At 59.5% G+C, this 20,573-nt stretch carries 21 protein-coding genes; 10 read left to right on the top strand and 11 right to left on the bottom strand.

Going from position 1 to position 20,573, the window contains the following annotated elements; genetic code table 11:
* The first annotated feature begins 122 nt into the window (after positions 1 to 122).
* Complete coding sequence (locus FFI16_RS28205) at positions 123 to 752, top strand: TetR/AcrR family transcriptional regulator (protein ID WP_138813400.1); 630 nt, start codon at positions 123 to 125, stop codon at positions 750 to 752.
* A gap of 136 nt (positions 753 to 888) precedes the next feature.
* On the opposite strand, the gene FFI16_RS28200 is transcribed toward FFI16_RS28205, so the two are convergent.
* The 8 genes from FFI16_RS28200 to FFI16_RS28165 all read right to left on the bottom strand — a co-directional run bounded on the left by FFI16_RS28200 (position 889) and on the right by FFI16_RS28165 (position 8,147).
* Positions 889 to 1,104, bottom strand: a complete 216-nt coding sequence (locus FFI16_RS28200) for a molybdopterin-binding protein (RefSeq protein ID WP_003213899.1) — start codon at positions 1,102 to 1,104, stop codon at positions 889 to 891.
* Positions 1,105 to 1,123: 19 nt separating this feature from the next.
* Positions 1,124 to 1,930, bottom strand: coding sequence for an aliphatic sulfonates ABC transporter ATP-binding protein (gene ssuB, locus FFI16_RS28195; protein ID WP_138813399.1), 807 nt, complete (start codon positions 1,928 to 1,930; stop codon positions 1,124 to 1,126).
* Entirely contained in the window at positions 1,927 to 2,715 is a 789-nt protein-coding gene (gene ssuC / locus FFI16_RS28190) for an aliphatic sulfonate ABC transporter permease SsuC (protein ID WP_056860735.1), read from the bottom strand. The genes ssuB and ssuC overlap by 4 nt, the downstream gene beginning before the upstream one ends.
* Positions 2,716 to 2,724: 9 nt before the next feature.
* Entirely contained in the window at positions 2,725 to 3,873 is a 1,149-nt protein-coding gene (ssuD, locus tag FFI16_RS28185; protein ID WP_138813398.1) for an FMNH2-dependent alkanesulfonate monooxygenase, read from the bottom strand.
* Between the two features lie 25 nt (positions 3,874 to 3,898).
* On the bottom strand, positions 3,899 to 4,867 hold the full coding sequence (locus FFI16_RS28180; protein ID WP_138813397.1) for a sulfonate ABC transporter substrate-binding protein: 969 nt from the start codon (positions 4,865 to 4,867) through the stop codon (positions 3,899 to 3,901).
* A gap of 94 nt (positions 4,868 to 4,961) precedes the next feature.
* The gene (gene ssuE, locus FFI16_RS28175) at positions 4,962 to 5,555 is read right to left on the bottom strand and encodes an NADPH-dependent FMN reductase (RefSeq protein WP_056860738.1); all 594 of its coding nucleotides are present in this window, start codon (positions 5,553 to 5,555) and stop codon (positions 4,962 to 4,964) included.
* 305 nt (positions 5,556 to 5,860) lie between these two features.
* The gene (locus FFI16_RS28170; RefSeq protein WP_016978988.1) at positions 5,861 to 6,499 is read right to left on the bottom strand and encodes a peroxiredoxin; all 639 of its coding nucleotides are present in this window, start codon (positions 6,497 to 6,499) and stop codon (positions 5,861 to 5,863) included.
* 292 nt (positions 6,500 to 6,791) lie between these two features.
* The gene (locus FFI16_RS28165; RefSeq protein WP_056860739.1) at positions 6,792 to 8,147 is read right to left on the bottom strand and encodes an OprD family porin; all 1,356 of its coding nucleotides are present in this window, start codon (positions 8,145 to 8,147) and stop codon (positions 6,792 to 6,794) included.
* Positions 8,148 to 8,517: 370 nt separating this feature from the next.
* On the opposite strand from FFI16_RS28165, the gene tauA reads away from it, so the two are divergent.
* Positions 8,518 to 9,504 carry a taurine ABC transporter substrate-binding protein gene (tauA, locus tag FFI16_RS28160; RefSeq protein ID WP_138813396.1) on the top strand — a complete coding sequence of 329 codons (987 nt, stop codon included), beginning with the start codon at positions 8,518 to 8,520 and terminating at the stop codon, positions 9,502 to 9,504.
* 130 nt (positions 9,505 to 9,634) lie between these two features.
* Here the strand turns inward: tauA and argA are convergent, their stop codons facing one another.
* Positions 9,635 to 10,933 (bottom strand): amino-acid N-acetyltransferase, encoded by a 1,299-nt coding sequence (gene argA, locus FFI16_RS28155; RefSeq protein ID WP_138813395.1) that lies wholly within the window; start codon positions 10,931 to 10,933, stop codon positions 9,635 to 9,637.
* A gap of 136 nt (positions 10,934 to 11,069) precedes the next feature.
* Positions 11,070 to 12,218, bottom strand: a complete 1,149-nt coding sequence (gene argE, locus FFI16_RS28150) for an acetylornithine deacetylase (protein WP_138813394.1) — start codon at positions 12,216 to 12,218, stop codon at positions 11,070 to 11,072.
* A 158-nt stretch (positions 12,219 to 12,376) separates the two neighbouring features.
* Between argE and FFI16_RS28145 the strand changes: the two genes are divergently transcribed.
* Positions 12,377 to 13,744 carry an inorganic triphosphatase gene (locus FFI16_RS28145; RefSeq protein WP_138813393.1) on the top strand — a complete coding sequence of 456 codons (1,368 nt, stop codon included), beginning with the start codon at positions 12,377 to 12,379 and terminating at the stop codon, positions 13,742 to 13,744.
* Positions 13,745 to 13,829: 85 nt separating this feature from the next.
* Here FFI16_RS28145 and FFI16_RS28140 read toward each other — a convergent pair whose 3' ends face one another.
* The gene (locus FFI16_RS28140) at positions 13,830 to 14,300 is read right to left on the bottom strand and encodes an Lrp/AsnC family transcriptional regulator (protein WP_138813392.1); all 471 of its coding nucleotides are present in this window, start codon (positions 14,298 to 14,300) and stop codon (positions 13,830 to 13,832) included.
* 127 nt (positions 14,301 to 14,427) lie between these two features.
* On the opposite strand from FFI16_RS28140, the gene FFI16_RS28135 reads away from it, so the two are divergent.
* From FFI16_RS28135 to FFI16_RS28105, 7 genes are all read left to right on the top strand, one after another.
* Positions 14,428 to 14,766 (top strand): hypothetical protein, encoded by a 339-nt coding sequence (locus tag FFI16_RS28135; RefSeq protein ID WP_138813391.1) that lies wholly within the window; start codon positions 14,428 to 14,430, stop codon positions 14,764 to 14,766.
* A gap of 82 nt (positions 14,767 to 14,848) precedes the next feature.
* Entirely contained in the window at positions 14,849 to 16,543 is a 1,695-nt protein-coding gene (locus FFI16_RS28130; RefSeq protein ID WP_138813390.1) for a GspE/PulE family protein, read from the top strand.
* Between the two features lie 77 nt (positions 16,544 to 16,620).
* Positions 16,621 to 17,541, top strand: coding sequence for an SPFH domain-containing protein (locus FFI16_RS28125; RefSeq protein ID WP_053258568.1), 921 nt, complete (start codon positions 16,621 to 16,623; stop codon positions 17,539 to 17,541).
* A 10-nt stretch (positions 17,542 to 17,551) separates the two neighbouring features.
* Positions 17,552 to 17,998, top strand: a complete 447-nt coding sequence (locus tag FFI16_RS28120; protein ID WP_138813389.1) for an NfeD family protein — start codon at positions 17,552 to 17,554, stop codon at positions 17,996 to 17,998.
* Positions 17,999 to 18,067: 69 nt separating this feature from the next.
* Positions 18,068 to 18,382, top strand: a complete 315-nt coding sequence (locus FFI16_RS28115) for a DUF2388 domain-containing protein (RefSeq protein ID WP_043046966.1) — start codon at positions 18,068 to 18,070, stop codon at positions 18,380 to 18,382.
* 168 nt (positions 18,383 to 18,550) lie between these two features.
* Positions 18,551 to 19,216, top strand: coding sequence for an outer membrane protein (locus FFI16_RS28110; protein WP_138813388.1), 666 nt, complete (start codon positions 18,551 to 18,553; stop codon positions 19,214 to 19,216).
* Positions 19,217 to 19,375: 159 nt separating this feature from the next.
* The gene (locus tag FFI16_RS28105) at positions 19,376 to 20,518 is read left to right on the top strand and encodes a DegT/DnrJ/EryC1/StrS aminotransferase family protein (RefSeq protein ID WP_138813387.1); all 1,143 of its coding nucleotides are present in this window, start codon (positions 19,376 to 19,378) and stop codon (positions 20,516 to 20,518) included.
* Positions 20,519 to 20,573: the final 55 nt, after the last annotated feature.

Raw genomic sequence — 20,573 nt, 5'->3', positions numbered from 1 at the left:
TTTGATTGCATTTCATCGTTGGAACTCGGTCAAGTGTGTGTGCGGGCTTGCTCGCGAAGGCGGCCTGGCAGACAACACACTTCTGTGCTCATACAATGCCCTCTGCCTTGTAGGAGACTTCCATGCCCACCCGCCCCGCCGCCCCTCGCAAACCCCGCGCCCGCAGCCAGGCCCGGATCGATGCGATCCTCGACGCCGCCCGCACCTTGCTGGCGAGCGAAGGCGTGGCGAGTTTGTCGATCTACAGCGTGGCCGAACGGGCGCAGATCCCACCGTCGTCGGTGTATCACTTTTTCGCCAGCGTGCCGGCGTTGCTGGAGGCGCTGACCGCCGATGTACACGCCGCTTTCCGCGCCGCGATCCAGGCGCCCATCGAGCATGATTCACTCAAGGTGTGGCGCGACCTGTCCTCTATCGTCGAGCAACGCATGCTCAGCATCTACAGCAACGACGCGGCTGCACGCCAGTTGATCCTGGCGCAGCACGGGCTTGCTGAAGTGACCCAGGCAGACCGTCAGCATGATTTGGAACTGGGGGATTTGATGCTTGAAGTGTTCAACCGCCACTTCGAAGTGCCGACGTTGCCCTCCGACGTGGACGTATTCGCGCTGGCGCTGGAGTTGAGCGACCGCGTGTACGCGCGTTCGGTGCATCAACATGGGCAGATTACGCCGCGCATGGCCGAGGAAGGGATGCGGGTATTTGATGCGTATGTGGGGCTTTATTTACCGGCGTATTTGCCTAAGCGCTGAGCCTGGTGGTGGCTGGGCCGGCCTCTTCGCGAGCAAGCCCGCTCCCACATTTGAATGCATTCCACAGTTGGAACTCGGTCAAATGTGGGAGCGGGCTTGCTCGCGAAGGCGGCATCAAGAGCACCGCAAAATTCGATCACAACTTCGCGATCGACACCTCGGTGGACTTAACAAAGGCAATCACTTCGCTGCCAATCACCAATTCCAGCTCTTTGACCGAGCGAGTGGTGATCACCGACGTCACGATGCCGGACGCGGTCTGCACGTCGATTTCCGACAACACGTCGCCTTCGACGATTTCCTTGATGGTGCCTTTGAACTGGTTACGTACGTTGATGGCTTTGATAGTCATGATGGTTTTCCTCTATGAGTTATTGAGCCCAACGCAATTGCGTAGGCAGCGGTGAAACAGGTTCAGGTTCCGGCGGCGAGCCTGGCAGCGACAGCACCCGGTTAAGCACTTCAGCTTCCAGCGCGGCCAGGCGATGTGAGCCACGGGCACGCGGGCGTGGCAGGTCGACGATCAGGTCGAGGCCGATTTCGCCGTCTTCAATCAGGATCACGCGGTCAGCAATCGCCACGGCTTCGCTGACGTCGTGGGTGACCAGCAACACGGTGAAGCCGTGCTTCTGCCAGAGGTTTTCGATCAGTTGCTGCATCTCGATGCGCGTCAGGGCGTCCAGCGCCCCCAACGGCTCATCGAGCAGCAACAGGCGCGGTTGATGGATCAACGCGCGAGCCAGGGCCACACGTTGCTTCTGGCCACCGGACAAGGCCGCCGGCCACTCATTGGCGCGCTCGGCCAAACCCACTGCCTCCAGCGCTTCCAATGCCTTGGGGCGCCAGTTGCCCTTGAGGCCCAGGCCGACGTTGTCGATGATCTTTTTCCACGGCAGCAAACGCGCTTCCTGGAACATCAACCGCGTGTCTTCAATCGCCTCGTTCAACGGCGCGGAGCCGGCCAGCAGCTCGCCGCCACTGGCTTTGTCCAGGCCTGCGAGCAGGCGCAGCAAGGTACTTTTGCCGCAGCCGCTGCGACCAACCACGGCCACGAACTGGCCGGCCGGAATGTGCAGATCAATCTCTTTGAGTACTTCCCGCGCACCAAAGGACTTGCGCAATTTGCGCACCGCCAGCGGGATGCCCTTGAGCAGGCGCGGAGGTTGTTGAGCGGTCATGCCGCACCTCCTTTATTTACTTGATAAGCCGGGTGCCAGCGCAGCCACACACGTTCCAGGCCACGCGCCGCGAGGTCGGCAAGCTTGCCGAGGATTGCGTAGAGCACAATTGCCAGTACCACCACGTCGGTTTGCAGGAATTCGCGGGCGTTCATCGCCAGGTAACCGATGCCGGAGCTGGCCGAGATGGTTTCCGCCACGATCAGCGTCAGCCACATAAAGCCCAGGGCAAAACGCACGCCCACCAGAATCGAAGGCAACGCGCCCGGCAGGATCACTTGCCAGAACAGGCTGAAACCGGACAGGCCGTAGCTGCGCGACATTTCCACCAGCGCCGGGTCGACGTTGCGGATGCCGTGGTAGGTGTTCAGGTAGATCGGGAACAGCGTGCCGAGGGCGACCAGGAAAATCTTCGCGGTCTCGTCAATGCCGAACCACAAAATCACCAGCGGAATCAGCGCCAGGTGCGGCACGTTGCGGATCATCTGCACCGAGCTGTCCAGCAGGCGCTCGCCCCACTTCGACAGGCCGGTGATAAAGCCCAGTGCCAGGCCGATGCTGCCACCGATCACAAAGCCCAGGCCCGCACGCCAGCCGCTGATGGCCAGGTGTGTCCAGATTTCGCCGCTGCGTACCAGGTTGACCCCCGCTTCGATCACGGCGCTGGGCGCCGGCAAAATGCGCGTCGACAACCAGCCCGCCGACACCGACAGCTGCCACACCGCCAACAACAGGATCGGCAGCACCCAAGGCGCGACGCGATGGCTCAATTTTTCATAGTTCATGACTACGCCTCAGCTCTGCGACGCAGCTTTGGGAAGGATGTCGTTGGCGACCATTTCGCCGAACGGGCTCACATAACCGGCGCTTTTCGGCAGCTCGGGACGCTCGATATCCAGGTGCGGGAACAACAGCTCGGCAACCCGATACGACTCTTCCAGGTGTGGGTAACCGGAGAAGATAAAGGTGTCGATGCCCAGCGCAGCGTATTCCTTGACCCGCGCCGCCACGGTTGGGCCATCGCCCACCAGTGCAGTACCGGCACCGCCGCGCACCAGGCCGACGCCGGCCCACAGGTTTGGGCTGACTTCGAGGTTGTCGCGGCTACCGCCGTGCAGGGCGGCCATGCGCTGCTGGCCCACCGAATCAAAGCGCGACAGCGAGGCCTGGGCGCGGGCGATGGTTTCGTCGTCTACATGGGAGATCAGCTTGTCGGCGGCCTTCCAGGCTTCTTCGTTGGTTTCGCGCACGATCACATGCAAGCGAATGCCAAAACGCAGGGTACGCCCGAGTTTTTCGGCCTTGGCCCGCACCTGTGCAATCTTTTCTGCGACCGCGGCTGGCGGCTCGCCCCAGGTCAACACCATCTCCACCTGTTCGGCTGCGAGGTCCTGGGCCGCTTCGGAGGAACCGCCGAAGTACAGCGGCGGACGTGGCTGCTGGATCGGCGGATAGAGCAATTTGGCGCCTTTGACGCTGATGTGCTCGCCGTCGTAGTCCACGGTTTCGCCTTCGAGCACGCGGCGCCAGATGCGGGTGAATTCCACCGAGGCCTGGTAGCGTTCTTCGTGACTGAGAAACAGACCATCGCCGGCCAGTTCTTCGGGATCACCGCCGGTGACCAGGTTGAACAAAGCACGCCCGCCGGACAAACGGTCCAGGGTCGCGGCTTGTCGCGCGGCCACTGTTGGGGAAATGATCCCGGGGCGCAGCGCAACAAGGAATTTCAAACGCTGGGTCACCGGGATCAGCGAAGCGGCCACCAGCCACGAGTCTTCGCAGGAGCGGCCGGTAGGAATCAGCACCCCGCCGAAACCGAGGCGGTCAGCCGCCTGGGCCACTTGCTGCAGATAACCGTGATCGACGGCGCGGGCGCCTTCGGCGGTGCCAAGGTAATGGCCGTCACCGTGGGTAGGCAGGAACCAGAAAATATTGAGGCTCATGGAGTTGTCTCCTGAAGAAGTCGGATTACGGCGCTGTGGCGACGGCGGCGGGTGGAGTCCAGATCACGTCCTTGATGCTCAAGGGTTTGGGGATCAATTTGAGCTGGTAGAAGGTGTCGGCGATTTTCTGCTGGGCGGCGACCACTTCCGGGGTCAGGAACAGCGCGCCGTAGCCTTGGCGCTTGACCGAGGTCAGGGTGATGTCCGCCGGCAAGCCGAGCAGCGGTGCGACTTGTTCGGTTACTTCCTGAGGGTTGGCCTTGGACCATTCGCCCACTGCGCGCACTTCTTCCACCAGCGCCTTGATCACGTCCGGGTGCTGCGTGGCGTAGGGCTTGGTGGCCAGGTAGAACTGATGGTTGTCGGCAATGCCGGTGCCGTCACGCAGGGTACGGGCTTGCAGCTGTTTTTCGGCGGCAGCCTGGTACGGGTCCCAGATCACCCAGGCGTCCACGCTGCCACGCTCGAACGCGGCGCGGGCATCGGCGGGTGGCAGGAAGATGGTTTGCACGTCGGTGTATTTGAGGCCGGCATCTTCCAGGGCACGTACCAGCAGGTAATGCACATTGGAGCCTTTGTTGAGCACGATTTTCTTGCCCTTGAGCTCGGCCACCGATTTGATCGTCGAATCTTTGGGCACCAGGATCGCTTCACTGGTCGGTGCGGGTGGCTCGTAGGCGACGTAGAGCAAATCTGCACCCGCCGCCTGGGCGAACACGGGCGGCGTTTCGCCGGTGACGCCAAAGTCGATGGCGCCGACGTTCAGGCCTTCGAGCAACTGCGGGCCGCCGGGGAACTCGGTCCATTGCACTTGCACGCCTTGGGCGGCCAGGCGTTTTTCCAGCGAGCCCTTGGCTTTGAGCAGCACCAGCGTGCCGTACTTCTGATAACCGATCCGCAGGGTCTCGGCGGCCTGGGCTTGAACAATGGCGCCGAAGGACACAGCCGCAGCAAACAGTGCGACCAGACCACGACGCAAGATGACAGTGCGCATGGCGCTCTCTCCAAATAATGCGATGAGGGGGTTGGCTGCACCTGCTTGGCCGTTGGCGGCTGAGTAAGGTGAGTACTACAAATTCCGATACGGCTTAAATGCTCCAGCGAGCACTCAACAAACGTTCATTCAGCACATTCGGGTCCAGCGGTTTGGGGCGACGGGCCATGGCGCCGTAAAGCGTCTCCAGGGCCTCGTGCAAACGCTGTTCAAGCACCGGCACCAGTTGCGCCTGGGCACTGCCTTCGGCGTAAGCGATCTGGCTGTCTTCGGCGAAAATACCGTGGAGCAATTCCTGGGCCTTGAGGGCCGACAACACCGGCTTCAACGCGTAGTCCACCGCCAGCATGTGGGCGATGCTGCCGCCGGTGGCCATCGGCAACACGATCTTGTGGGCCAGGGCGCGTTCGGGCAGCAGGTCGAGCACGGTTTTCAGCGCGCCGGAAAACGAGGCCTTGTACACCGGCGTGGCAATGACCAGGCCGTCGGCATTGGCGATTTGCTGCAACAGGTCGATGACTTTGGGGCTGTCGAAGCGGGCATGCAGCAAGTCTTCGGCCGGGAAGTCCCGTATCTGATAACTCACCACTTCCACGCCTTTGTCTTGCAGCCACTGACGGGTTTTTTCCAGCAAGACCCCGGAGCGGGAACGCTGGCTGGGGCTGCCTCCAAGTGTTACGACCAGCATGCAGGTATTCCTTGAGCAAGTGTCGGCGGTTCGCTGTGTGGCGATGGCGCCAAGATGGAACAGACCCTATCAGCATATTTATATATCTTTAAATCTTATTTTTTCATTTGTTTATTCTATAAAGGAATATGAAGATTATTAAACTCAAGGCGAAAAAAAAGGCCGTCGAAACGGCCTGAAAACCCCTGCTATGTGATTCGGTTTCTGCGGTGTATGTACTGCCGCCATCGCGGGCAAGCCCGGCTCCCACAGGGGAATGCGATCAACTGTGGGAGCCGGGCTTGCCCGCGATGGCGATTTCAGCTTCAGCGATTGGGCTGTGGGGTGAGGCGCAGGTACGGCTTCACCGCACGGTAGCCCTTCGGAAAGCGCTTCTTGATCTCTTCCTCATCCTTGAGCGACGGCACGATCACCACTTCATCGCCGTCCTGCCAGTTGGCGGGTGTGGCGACCTTGTGGTTGTCGGTCAGCTGCAACGAGTCGATGACCCGCAGGATTTCGTGGAAGTTGCGACCGGTGCTGGCCGGGTAGGTAATCGTCAGACGGATCTTCTTGTTCGGGTCAATCACGAACAAGGAACGCACGGTGAGCGTGTCACTGGCATTCGGGTGGATCAGGTCGTAGAGGTCCGACACCTTGCGATCGGCATCGGCCAGGATCGGGAAGTTGACGATGGTGTTCTGGGTTTCGTTGATGTCTTCGATCCACTTGTGGTGCGAGTCCACCGGGTCAACCGACAGGGCAATGGCCTTGACGCCGCGCTGAGCGAATTCGTCCTTGAGCTTGGCGGTAAAGCCCAGCTCAGTGGTGCACACCGGGGTGAAGTCAGCCGGATGGGAAAACAACACGCCCCAGCTATCGCCCAACCATTCGTGGAAACGAATCTTGCCGGCGCTGGAATCCTGTTCAAAGTCGGGGGCGATGTCGCCCAGTCTTAGGCTCATGGTGTGGCTCCTGGTGAGTGCTTATGGAGCCCACTGTGCATGGGTTGGAGATTATTTAAAAAGAATAAATATCGATTTATCTAGACGATAAAGGAATATTAAAAATCTGTTCATTGGACTTGGGAACGGGCGAGGATCAACATCGGTTTCAAGGTTCGAGAAGGCCTTGAGACGCTGTACAAAGAGGGGATTCAGGAAGGGCTTGCGGGGGTTGAGCCCGACTTGAAAAGCAAGACACCTTGCCCGGCGTTGCGCCGGGCAAGGTTTACAGCCTTACAACAACTTCACGCTACTAGAACAGTGGCAGCGAGTAGCTGACGATCAGACGGTTTTCGTCCTGGGAACGGGTGTTCGCCAGGTCGGTACGCCACATTGCGTTTTTCCAGGCAACGCCGAGGTTTTTCAGCGGGCCTTCTGGAATCACGTAGGCAACGGTGATATCGCGTTCCCACTCGGACTGGCCGGTGGTTTCAGTACGTGCGTTAGTGTTCGCGATGGTGTCGATGTTGCTACCTTTGAGGTACACAACGCCAGCCGTCAGGCCAGGTACGCCAACCTTGGCGAAGTCATAAGCGTAACGAGCTTGCCAAGTGCGCTCGCCAGCACGGGCGAACTTCTGGATCTGCATGTCGGTAGTGATGTAAGCCGACGAGCCGTCACCTTGGTTCAGCCAAGGGAAGTCGCTGCTGCCATTGCTAACTTGGTAACCGCCACCAAAGGTGTGACCGGCCACGGAGTACAGGAAAAGACCGCTGTACAGGTTGTTGTCGACTTTACCCTTACCGGCACGGAAACCGTTGTAGTTACCGCTGGTGTAGTAGGAAGACGTATTACCGTTCAGGCCGTCGTCAGAACTGTTGAAGTAACGCAGGTCAGACTTCAATACGCCCGGGCCGATCGACCAGTTATGGGTCAGACCCAGGAAGTGCTGCTTGTAGAAGTCTTCCAGGTTGCCGTAGTAGTACTGTGCGGTCAGATCTTTGGTGAGCTTGTAGTCACCACCGGCATAGTAGAACTTGTTGACGAACTTACCTGCGGTGTAGTTCGAGCCACCGTTGGCACCACCCAGCGACAAACCTTCGTTGTTGCTGGAGTTACGGCCTTTGGCATGCTCAATCTGACCGGCAACCAGGGTCAAATCCTTGATGTCGTTGGTAGTGATCTGGCCACCTTGGAAGGTTTGCGGCAGCATACGACCATCGTTGGTCACGATAACTGGCAGCTTAGGCTGCAACGTACCCAGTTTCAGTTCGGTTTGGGAGATCTTCACCTTACCGGTCACACCGAGGCTGGCGAAATCGTTGACCGCGCGATTGCCGTCGCTTGGGAATACAGTACCGCCGGATGAAGTACCGGTGATGTTACCGCTGGTGCCGCGGCCAGAATCGAGGCGCACGCCGTACAAGCCGATTGCGTCAACGCCGAACTGAACCGTGCCTTGGGTATAGCCCGAAATGAACCGCAGATCGAAGCCTTGGCCCCATTCTTCGTTCCTGGACGGGTCTGCAGCACCATCACGGTTATCCGTGTTGATGTAGAAGTTACGCAGACCCAGTGTGGCCTTACTGTCTTCGATGAAACCGGCAGCGCCTGCTTGCTGAGCGATTGCGCCCAGGGTCACAGCCAACGCCAAGGTGGACTTCTTCATGTACCGCTCCTCTCATTTCTAATTTTTGTATTTCTTTGGTCTCGGGTCTGACGCCCTCGATCCACAGATGCGCGATTAGCGCCAGATAGTGACTACCAAGTCAATCGTAACCTTGTGTGTCTACTACCTTCGTCTAACCGCAGTTGATTTGGTCCCTGCAGGGTAATGAGTTTTTCATACACCCAAAAAGAATTGTTTCATTCTTTTTCATACGATTCAGGAATAAGCCTCAGCAGGCAGCGAGCCGATCAGCATAGATCAACCGCTCCATAAGCTAATTCCTAAAGGGTATTTACCAGCCTTTTTTTAGATCGATTAGTGTGGCCGTACGGTTGCATACGTCACTCACGATCAAAAAGGCGACGCCATCATGGCCAAACGCACATCCTCCCGTCAATTTGTTACAGTTTTTGTGTCACTAATACTTTCTTTTGGTGTCAAAGCCGCCGATTTAACCATCGGCTACCAAACCGGCATCGACCCCAGCAAAGTCCCCCAGGCTGACGGCCTCTATGAAAAAGCCATCGGCGAAAAAATCGACTGGCGCCGTTTCAACAGTGGACCCGAAGTGGTCACTGCGATCGCCTCCGGCGATGTGCAGATCGGCAATCTTGGTTCCAGCCCCCTTGCAGCAGCGGCTTCACGCAACCTACCGATCGTGGCGTTTATCGTATCGGCGCAGATCAACACTTCTGAAGCCCTGGTTGTACGTAATGGCAGCGGCATCGACAAACCCGCAGACCTGGTGGGTAAAACCATCGCCACCCCGTTCGTCTCGACCTCCCATTACAGCCTGCTCGGCGCTCTGAAGCACTGGGGCCTGGACACGCAAAAAGTCAAAGTGGTGAATCTGCAACCGGCAGAAATTGCGGCCGCATGGAAACGTGGCGATATCGACGGTGCATTCGTGTGGTCGCCGGCGCTGGGGGAAATCCGCAAGACCGGAAAAACCCTGACAGACGCGGCCCAGGTGGGTCAGTGGGGCGCGCCAACGTTCGAAGTGTGGGTGGCGCGCAAGGATTTCGCGCAAAAACATCCTGACGTAGTGGCCAAGTTTGCCAAGGTCACGCTGGATTCTTTTGCTGACTATGCGGCCCATAAAGACAGCTGGACCGTCGATTCCGAACCGGTGCAAAAAATCGCCAAATTGACAGGCTCGAATGCTGCCGATATCCCAGAACTGTTGGCCGGCACCACCTTCCCGGATGCCCAGGCACAGCAGACCGAGGCGCTGCTTAAAAGCGGCACGGCGAAGGCGATTGGGGAGACGGCGAAGTTTTTGAAGGAACAGGGGAAGGTTGAAACGGTGTTGCCGGACTACTCGGCCTTCGTGACCGATAAATTCATAAAAGACTAAACGCAATCCCATGTGGGAGCGGGCTTGCTCGCGAATGCTCAGTATCAGTCACTACACCTGTGACTGGTACACCGCATTCGCGAGCAAGCCCGCTCCCACATTTAGACCTGCAGCGTTCCCGGCTTAGGGTTTATAGCGCCTTCTCGAAAATCTTCGAATTACGCTGATAGTTGTACAGCGACGCCCGCGCCGACGGCAGGCGGTCCACGCTGCTCGGCACGAACCCGCGCTCGCGGAACCAGTGGGCGGTACGCGTGGTGAGGACAAACAAGGTCTTCAAACCCTGCGCACGGGCACGGGTTTCGATGCGTTCCAACAGTTCATCACCGCGCCCGCCGTGGCGGTACTCCGGGTTGACCGCCAGGCACGCCAGCTCGCCGGCATCCGAATCGGCGATCTGATACAACGCCGCACAGGCGATGATCATGCCTTCGCGCTCGACCACGCTGAACTGCTCGATCTCACGCTCCAGCACCTCACGCGAACGCCGCACCAGAATGCCCTGCTCTTCCAGCGGGCTGATCAGGTCGAGCAAACCGCCGACGTCTTCAATCGCCGCTTCGCGCACCAGCTCGAATTGCTCTTGCGCCACCAGCGTGCCGCCGCCATCTCGGGTGAACAGCTCGGTGAGCAGCGCGCCGTCTTCGGCATAACTGACGATATGGCTGCGCCCTACTCCGCCACGGCAAGCCTCGGCGGCGGCATCCAGCAATTCAGCCTGATAGTTGTTGCCCAAACGTTGCAGGTGCGCCGGCACTTGTTGCGGGCGCAACTCACGCACCAGGCGGCCATGCTCATCGATCAAACCAAGGTCGGCGCCAAACAGCAGCAGCTTGTCGGCGCCCAGGTCGATGGCGGCGCGTGTGGCGACGTCTTCGCAGGCCAGGTTGAAAATCTCGCCGGTGGGCGAATAACCCAAGGGCGACAGCAGCACGATGGAGCGCTCGTCCAGCAGGCGATTGATGCCTTTGCGGTCGACCCGGCGCACTTCGCCGGTGTGGTGGTAGTCCACCCCTTCGAGCACACCGATCGGCCGTGCAGTGACGAGGTTGCCGCTGGCCACGCGCAGGCGCGAGCCCTGCATCGGCGACGAGGCCATGTCCATGGACAGGCGCGCCTCGATAGCAATGCGCAGATGCCCAACCGCGTCGATCACACATTCCAGGGTCGCCGCATCGGTGATGCGCAAGCCTTCGTGGTAAGCCGGGGTAAGGCCGCGTGCCTCAAGGCGGGTTTCGATCTGCGGGCGCGAACCGTGCACCAGCACCAGCCGCACGCCCAGGCTGTGGAGCAGCACCAGGTCGTGGACGATATTGCCGAAGTTGGGGTGTTCCACACCATCACCGGGCAGCATGACCACAAAGGTGCAGTCACGGTGGGCGTTGATGTAAGGCGAAGCGTGACGAAGCCAATTAACGTATTCGGGCATAAAACCTGGGCCTGTAATAAAAAGCAGCCAAAAAAGGGATGAATCGTGAAAGCGCACAGCGGGCTGATGGTTATCGTCGGAACAGGCTTGGCGACACGCTCGCTCTCCTTCTATGTACGAATAGGCAGGGGTTAATTTATGCAGGTTTCAGGCAGTAATGCTCGATCAGTTCCCGCAATAGACGCACTGTAGGCGTCAAGCGTGACATTTCGAGGTATTCGCCCGGCTGGTGGGCGCAGGCGATATCGCCAGGGCCAAGCACCAGGGTTTCACAACCAAGGCGCTGAAGATAAGGCGCTTCGGTGCCGAACGCTACTGCTTCGGCACGATGACCGGTCAATCGTTCCGCCACCCTTACCAGCTCGGCGTCTTCGGCCTGCTCGAACGGCGGCACCTCGGGGAACAACGGCGCGTAGTCGATCTTGACTTTATGCCGCTCGGCCAAGGGTTCGAGCTTCTGGCGGATCGCGGCGCGCAGAACCTGCGGGTCCATGCCCGGCAACGGCCGCAGATCGAACTCCAGCGAGCATTGGCCGCAGATGCGATTGGGGTTATCGCCGCCGTGGATGCAGCCAAAGTTCATGGTCGGTTGCGGCACGCTGAATTGCGGGTTGCGGTACTCACGCTGCCAGGCCAGGCGCAGGCCACGCAGTTCGCCCATCGCGTCGTGCATGGCTTCGAGGGCACTGTGGCCCAGGCTAGGGTCCGACGAATGGCCGCTTTGGCCCAGAATATCGATGCGCTCCATCATCACGCCTTTGTGCAGGCGGATCGGCTTCAAGCCCGTCGGCTCACCGATCACCGCCGCACGGCCCAACGGGCGCCCGGCTTCGGCCAGTGCGCGGGCACCGGACATCGAGCTTTCTTCATCGCAGGTGGCGAGGATCAGCAGCGGCTGTTTAAACGGTTGGTCGAGCAATGGCAGCACGGCTTCGATGGCCAGGGCAAAAAAGCCCTTCATGTCGCAACTGCCCAAGCCTACCCAGCGGCCGTCGACTTCCGTCAGCTTGAGGGGGTCGGTCTTCCACAGCGCAGCGTCATACGGCACGGTATCGCTATGCCCGGCCAGCACCAGCCCGCCGGGGCCGCTGCCGAAGCTGGCCAACAGGTTGAACTTGCCGGGGCTGACCTGCTGGATGTCGATGGCAAAACCCAGGTCGCCCAGCCAACTGGCGAGCAGGTCGATGACCGGGCGGTTGGTCTGGTCGAGAGACGCTTGGGTGCAACTGACCGACGGCGCGGCAATCAACGCGGCGAATTGCTCTTTCATGGACGGTAACGGCATGCGCAGCCTCTCAACTTCCCGGATGAGCCCCACTATAGAACCATCTGCACGACACAATAAACCGTTGCGGCACGTTGCCGGGCTCAGTCCTGTACACTGCACGACCTTGGCAGCCACACATTTCCCCGGCTGCGCTCCCGATCCTGGATTTTCCGGCCATGCAGAAAGAAACCGAAATCAAGCTCCGCGTCAGCCGCGAAACCCTCGCCGCGCTGCGTGAGCACCCGCTACTGAAAAAACGCAACAAAAGTGGCTGGGAACGCCGTGAGTTGATGAACCAGTATTTCGACACCCCCGAGCGCGACCTGGCCCAGGCCAAAGTCGCCCTGCGCCTGCGCAAGGACGGTGACGACATCATCCAGACCCTCAAGACCCGTGGCCAAAGCGTCGCCGGCTTGTCGGAACGCAATGAATACAACTGGGACCTGCCCAAAGCCAAGCTCGATGTGAAGAAACTCGACGGCGAATGCTGGCCCGAGCAATTGGCCGAGCTGGACAAAAAGACCCTCAAGCCAATTTTCACTACCGATTTTGTGCGTGAACGCGCCGAAATCGCCTGGGGCCGTGGCAAGGCCAAGGTGGTGATCGAAGCCGCACTGGACCTGGGCCATGTGGTGGTCGGCAAGCAGAAAGAAGAAATCTGCGAGCTGGAACTGGAACTGCGCGAAGGCGAACCGGCTGCCCTGCTGGAACTGGCCGCAGAACTGGCCGCGACCCTGGCGCTGATGCCGTGCGATATCAGCAAGGCCGAGCGCGGCTACCGCTTGTACGACGCCAGCAGCTACTCGCTGAGCCTGCCGGCCCCGCAAATCCACGCAGAAATGCCGTTGGACGATGCCTTCGCCGCAATCATGTGGCACCTGTTGGGCAGCAGCCAACGTCTGGCCGAGCAATACCGCTTCAACGGTCATTGGCGTCTGCTGCAGGACTGGGTCGAGAACCTCGGCGAACTGCGCGCCCTGATCGGCAGCCTCGGCCAGGCCGCGCCGCGTCAATCCACCAGTGAACTGCGCAGTGCGCTGGACGCGTTGCTGGAAGACTGGCGCCCACTGGTGCAGGCCGGTGACGACGACGAAGACATCCGCAAAGCCGCGCCGGAGCAGTTCGCCGAAGAACTTGAAGACGTGCGTTGGGGCCTGTTCTCGCTGAACACCTCGCGCTGGCTGCTGGCCCGCACCTGGACCGCCGACCGCAACGTGCGTGGCAATCGCCAGGGCGCCGCGCAAATCACCAACTGGCTGCCGCGCCTGCTGGCCGACGACGCCGTCGCCCTGCAACTGCCACGTTACCAGCAGCAACCGGAAGACCTGGCCGAGCAACTGCCGCGCATCGAGCGCATCCAGGCCTGGCTGCACCACGCACGTCAGGTGGTGGACATCCCGGAGCTGGACCGCTTGTACGGCGAGCTGAACAAGTTGGCGCTGCTGGCCAACCAGCCGATCACCGATGAATCGCTGGATGCGCGTATGCATCAGGCGATTGCGGTGTATCAGAACCGGGCCTGGAAGACTCTGCTGCGCCTGTAAAATCGCTATCGCGGGCAAGCCCGCTCCCACAGAGGAATGCATTCCGATGTAGGAGCCGGGCTTGCTTGCGATGAGGCTGGCCCTGTCAGCGCAAGACTGGCAGGCTGGTGGTGGACTTGATCTCCGACAACGCCACGATCGAGTTAACCTCCTGAATCCCCGGCACCATCGACAGCTTCTCGAAGAAAAACCGCTCATACGCCTCGATGTCCGACGTAACAATGCGCAGCAGAAAATCCACCGCGCCCATCAGCACATAACACTCCAACACTTCCGGAAACCCGCGAATCGCCTTGGTGAACTCGGTGAAGTTGGAACGGCCGTGGGCGTTGAGTTTGACCTCGGCAAAAATCTGCGTGTTGAGGCCGATCTTCTTGCGGTCCAACAGCGTGACCTGGCCGCGAATCACGCCCTCCTCCTTGAGCCGCTGGATACGCCGCCAGCACGGCGACTGGGACAGGCCCACCTGTTCGGCGATCTGCGCACTGGACAGCGAAGCATCCTCTTGCAGCAAAGCGAGGATACGGCGGTCGTAGGCGTCCAACTCACTATGCATAAAAATACCTTTGAATGTGCCAGTCACGAATTAATCTATTCAATAAATCGCAAATAGAGCCCATCTTAGATAAGAAATCTCCCGTGGCGAATGTAAAAATTTCTCCAGTCGAATTTGGAGAGTCAGCATGCATGCCGTCGAAACCACCCACACACCCGCACGCGTTGATGCCTGGGCCGTTAACAGCGCCCATTGCCAGGCGCATTATCAGATCGTCGCCGAGGCCGAGCCGGACGTGTTGTGCCGGGTGCTCAACTATTTCGCCTTGCAGTTCCTGACCCCGCAACAGGTGAATGTGAGCCGTGAAGACGACCTGTTGAACATTGATATCGTGATGGACGGTTTAAGCTGGCACCGCGCCCAAGTGATCGGTGAAAAGATTAGAAACCTGATCAGCGTCTGCTCGCTGGACGTGTGGCGGGCCGATTCCCTGAGGCCTGCAGCCGTGACGGCGGCCAGCCTGTAAAAGCCGGCAATACTCACTGGGAGGTGGATATTCAGGGGCAGGCTAGCCTGGGTTTACACCCCAAGCCTGCCAGGAAATACCCATGCCTACCGCCTTGCACACTCACCGATTGGAACTGCATCAATTGCTGCCGGTGCTGGTCGAGCAAGGGCTGGTAACTGCAGAGGTGGCGCATTCATTAGCGGCGCTGCCCGCCACCCGGCAGCACCCTCTGGAATGCATCGCAGCACAGGGGCTGTGCCTGGAAACCCTGACGCAATGGCTGGCCACGCACGTCGGGCAGCCGTATCTGCGTATCGACCCGCTCAAGATCGAGGTGGCCACCGTGGTGCCGTTGATGTCCCATGCCTTTGCGCAACGCCATGGGATCCTGGCGGTGGCCGTGGATGCGCAGACCGTCACCGTCGCCAGCGCCCAGCCCCATGTCCGCGACTGGGAAGCCGGGTTGGCACAGGTGCTCAAGCGCTCGATCAAGCGCGTGGTCGCCAACCCCAAGGCTATTGAGCGCTGCATCGGCGAGTTCTACCGGTTGGCCAAATCCGTCAGCGGCGCCGATCAAAAGGCGGCGGTGGCCGGCAACGTCGAACTGCTCAGCCTCGGCGCCAGCGATCAGGAACCGGATGCCAATGACGCGCATATCGTCACCATCGTCGACTGGCTGTTGCAATACGCCTTTGAGCAGCGCGCCAGTGATATCCATGTCGAGCCCTGTCGCGACCAGGGCCGCGTGCGTTTTCGTATCGACGGGCTGCTGCACGATGTCTATCAGTTTCCACCTCAAGTCACGATGGCGGTGGTCAGCCGCCTCAAGAGCCTGGGCCGGATGAATGTGGCAGAAAAACGCAAACCCCAGGACGGCCGGGTCAAGACCAAAAGCCCGGCGGGCATTGAGGTGGAACTGCGCCTTTCGACCTTGCCGACGGTGTTTGGCGAAAAGTTGGTGATGCGGATTTTCGACCCGCAGGTGCTGCTCAAGGATTTTGACCAGCTTGGTTTGTCAGATGACGACCAACAACGCTGGTACGCCATGACCGGCCAGGCCAACGGCATCATCCTGGTCACCGGGCCAACCGGCTCCGGCAAGACCAGCACCCTCTACGCCACGCTCAAGCAACTGGCAACCCGCGAGGTCAACCTGTGCACGGTGGAGGACCCGATCGAAATGATTGAACCAGCCTTCAACCAGATGCAGGTGCAGCACAACATTGACCTGACCTTCGCCAGCGGCGTCCGCGCCCTGCTGCGCCAGGACCCGGACATCATCATGATCGGCGAGATTCGTGACCGGGAAACCGCAGAAATGGCGATCCAGGCCGCTTTGACCGGGCACCTCGTACTGTCGACCCTGCACACCAATGATGCACCCAGCGCCATCAGCCGGTTGCAGGAGTTGGGCATTGCTCATTATTTGATCAAAGCTACCCTTATAGGGGTAATGGCGCAGCGTCTGGTGCGGCTTTTATGCCCTCATTGCAAACGCGCGGTGGGCGAGCCGGGCACCGCGCATGAAGCTGTCGGCTGCGCAGAATGCCGTGACAGTGGTTATCTAGGCCGCGCCGGGCTCTACGAAATCATGCCGATGAACGAGGCGCTCAAGGCACTGATCACTCCAGGTGCCGACGTGCAGGCTCTGCGCCGGGCCTCAGTGGAGCAAGGCATGCGCAGCCTGCGCATGGCCGGTATCGACAAAGTGAACGCCGGGCTGACCACCCTGGCAGAGGTGTTACGGGTAACGCCTGGGGATTCAGAAACAAATGATTTGATTGTTGGCCCGTGAAACCGTCCTTATCCATGACTGGACCGTTACAATCGGCCACTCGTCGCTTCACTGACACCATCAGATAGGGAATCGCTATGCAGATCGGAACCGTACTGCTTCTTTTCGTGGGTTTGGCCGTGGCCATCCTGTTCATGGGCTTTAAAGTGGTGCCCCAGGGCTACCAGTGGACTGTCGAGCGTTTCGGCCGTTACACCAACACCCTCAAGCCTGGCCTGAACATCATTATTCCGATCATGGACCGCATCGGTCGCAAGATGAACGTGATGGAAAGCGTGCTGGATATTCCACCGCAGGAAGTGATCACCGCCGACAACGCCACCGTGCAGATCGACGCCGTGTGCTTCTTCCAGGTGGTCAACACCGCCCAGGCCGCCTACGAGGTCAACAACCTCGAGCACGCCATCCGCAACCTGCTGCAAACCAACATCCGCACCGTGCTGGGCTCCATGGAGCTGGATGCCATGCTGAGCCAGCGCGACGGCATCAACGAAAAACTGCTGCGTACCGTGGATGAAGCCACAGCGCCGTGGGGCATCAAGATCACCCGCATCGAGATCAAGGACATCAGCCCTCCTGCCGACCTGATGGCCGCCATGTCCGGCCAGATGAAAGCCGAGCGGATCAAGCGCGCGCAGATCCTGGAAGCCGAAGGCCTGCGGGCATCAGCGATCCTGACGGCCGAAGGTAAGAAACAGGCGCAGATCCTTGAAGCCGAGGGCAGTCGCCAGGCGGCTTTCCTGGAGTCCGAAGCCCGTGAGCGTCAGGCCGAGGCCGAAGCCCGCGCCACACAGGTGGTCTCCGAGGCTATCGCGTCGGGCAACGTGCAAGCGGTTAACTACTTCGTCGCGCAAAAATACATCGATGCCCTGGGCAAGCTGGCATCAGCCAACAACAGCAAAGTCATCCTGATGCCGCTGGAAGCCAGCCAGGTGATCGGCGCCGTCGGTGGCATCGGCGAAATCGTCAAGGCAACCTTCGACAACAAGAAAGGCTGAGGCGACTGCCATGTGGGATTTCCTGCAGCATCTGTCGTTCTGGGATTGGCTGGCACTGGGCACGGTACTGTTGATTCTTGAAGTATTCGGCGCCGGCGGTTACCTGCTGTGGATGGGCATCGCCGCTGCCGCTGTAGGCGTGATCAAGTTCCTGGTACCGCCGCTCGGGCTGGAATGGCAACTGCTGTTGTTTGCCGTGCTGTCGATTTTGACCGCCGTCTATTGGTGGAAACGCCAGCGCAGCAGCGCCAAGGTCAGTGACCAGCCGGGGCTGAACATGCGCGGCTCGGAACTGGTCGGCCGCACGTTTGTAGTGCATCAGGCCATTGTAGATGGCCGGGGCAAGATAAAAGTCGGTGATGGCGTGTGGATGGCGACTGGCCCGGACAGCCCCGTAGGCGCTCAAGTCCGTGTCATTGGTCAGGACGGCGTGGTTTTACAGGTCGAAACTGTTTAGTCGGTGATGGAACTCGACTGAGCTAACTACAATCAAAGTGTTCAGATAACCCAGTCGGAGTCACCCATCATGCGTCTCAAATATGCTGTCGCAACCCTCGCTGTGCTTTCTCTTCCTGTCGGTTCAGCCATGGCCGACAGCTTTTGGCGTAATGTCATTTCATCGGGCGCCACTACCGGTTCGACGTACCTGACCTTCAAGGACCACAAGCTGGTGGTCGCCGCCCAAGACGACGCGGGCAGCTTTGTTGCCAGCGACGGCGGCATCCGCGGTCCATACCTGGAAGCCGCCATGCAGAAAGTCCGCGCGGACAACCCAGGCCTCAAGGCCACGGACATGGAATTGGCCAACGCTATCCTCGCCAAAAATGCTGTGACCGAGTAAAGCGCCTATAGAAAAATGCCGCTCATAGAGAGCGGCATTTTTTTTGCGCCGCTTTTTCCTACGACGACGCTGCAAGAGCGGGTGACTGAACAGGATAAGTCCTGTCGACCACTTCGCCCGCCCAACAACAATCTATCGATTCCTTTTTTACCAAGCGAATCGACCCCCATGCAAAAACTGTCCTCCCTTCTACTGCTCGCCGCTGTCGCAACACCTTATGCCCAGGCAGAAGGCTGGTATGGCTCGGCCAAGCTCAACAGTGCCCGTCAGAATCTTTCCAGCTCATTGCTGACCAGCCCACGCGTTACGAATCAAATCGAAGCACCGGACAGCAGCAAAGCCTTCACCGGCTCATTCGCCGCAGGTTACGCCTTCGCCGACGGGTGGCGACTGGAGGGTGAATACACCACGCGTAGCAGCTCGACGTTCGATTCCTATTGGGCGCCCTTCAATGCCAACATCAACCGCCTGGAAGTCGATAGCCAGCGCTGGATGCTCAACGGCTACAAGAACATTCCGATCAACGATTGGCTGTCCTTCTACGGCATGGCCGGTGTCGGTGTGGCGCAAATTGATGCCGAGGGTTACCAGGGCAACCCCACCCGCCAGTTCGCCAGCAACCGTCAGTACAACTTCGCCTACAGTGTGGGCCTGGGCCTGGACGCCAAAGTCAGCGAAAAACTCACCCTGGGCACCGGCTGGCGTTATGTGGATATGGGCCAGGTTGAGACCGGCTACAACACCTTCGTCAACCGGGCAAATGCCAAGGACGAGCAGCTCAAAGGCAAGCTCAAAGAGCAAAATGTATTCCTTGAAGCCCGCTTGTCCTTCTGATGCACCCGCGAAAATGCCGCTTTCAGCAGCGGCATTTTTTTACTCATAACATGACGATTCATTCACCTGTGACAGGCTATATTCAGTCGAACCATGCAACCATGCGGTACTGATACGTTTATTACTCATCGCCTATCTGAAACGGATGCCTTCGTCGTTATGAGCCAACAGCCCTTTCTGCCGTTTTCCAAACCTACCATTGATGAAGCCACCATCTCGGCGGTCGGCGATGTACTGCGCTCGGGCTGGATCACCAGCGGGCCAAAAGTGCAGGCGTTCGAAGCACAGCTGTCGGAATACTTTGGCGGCCGCCCGGTGCGGACGTTCAACTCCGGCACCTGCACCATGGAAATTGCCCTGCGCATCGCCGGGATTGGCCCAGGGGATGAAGTCATCACCACGCCGATCTCCTGGGTCGCCACTGCCAACGTGATTCTGGAAGTCGGCGCCACTCCGGTCTTTGCCGATATCGATCCGGTTACCCGCAATATCGACCTGGCCCAGGTAGAGGCCGCAATCACCCCACGTACCAAGGCGATCATCCCGGTGTACCTGGCGGGCCTGCCCGTGGACATGCCGATGCTGTATGCACTGGCCAACAAGTACAACCTGCGTATCGTCGAAGACGCCGCCCAGGCACTGGGCTCCAGCTGGGATGGCGAACGTATTGGTGCAACCGGCGACTTCGTTTCCTTCAGCTTCCAGGCCAACAAGAACATCACCTCTTCCGAGGGCGGTTGCCTGGTGTTGAACAATGCCGAAGAAGCCCGCCTGGCCGAGAAATATCGCCTGCAGGGTGTTACTCGCACGGGTTTCGATGGCCTGGACGTGGATGTGCTGGGCGGCAAGTTCAACATGACCGATATCGCTGCAGCCATCGGCCTGGGCCAGTTCGCTCATATCGAGAAGATCACTGCCCATCGTCAGAACCTGGCGCGCCACTACTTCAAATGCTTCGGCAGTGATTTTGAAGCGCAGTACGGCGCACAACTGCCGCCAGCAGACTTCGAAAACAGCAACTGGCACCTATTCCAACTGGTGTTGCCGGAGCGTCAGGATGGCAAGCCGGCACGCGCTACCTTCATGGAGCAGATGCAGGCGCATGGCGTCGGTATTGGCTATCACTACCCGCCAATCCACCTGCTGAGCCTGTATCGGGCACAGGGTTTCAAGGAAGGCATGTTCCCGGTGTCGGAGCGTGTTGGGCGTTTGATCGTGTCGTTGCCGATGTTCACGGCGATGACAGAGGCGGACGTGGAGCGGTCGGTTGCGGCGGTTAAAGCCGTATTGAAAGCGGGTTAAACAAAAAACGCTGGCTTGCAACAATCAATGTGGGAGCAGGCAAGCCAGCTCCCAC

The organism is Pseudomonas sp. KBS0710 (assembly GCF_005938045.2).
Lineage (GTDB): Bacteria > Pseudomonadota > Gammaproteobacteria > Pseudomonadales > Pseudomonadaceae > Aquipseudomonas.
The sequence above is the reverse complement of the archived record's forward strand: the minus strand, read 5'-3'. Positions and strand labels throughout refer to the sequence as shown.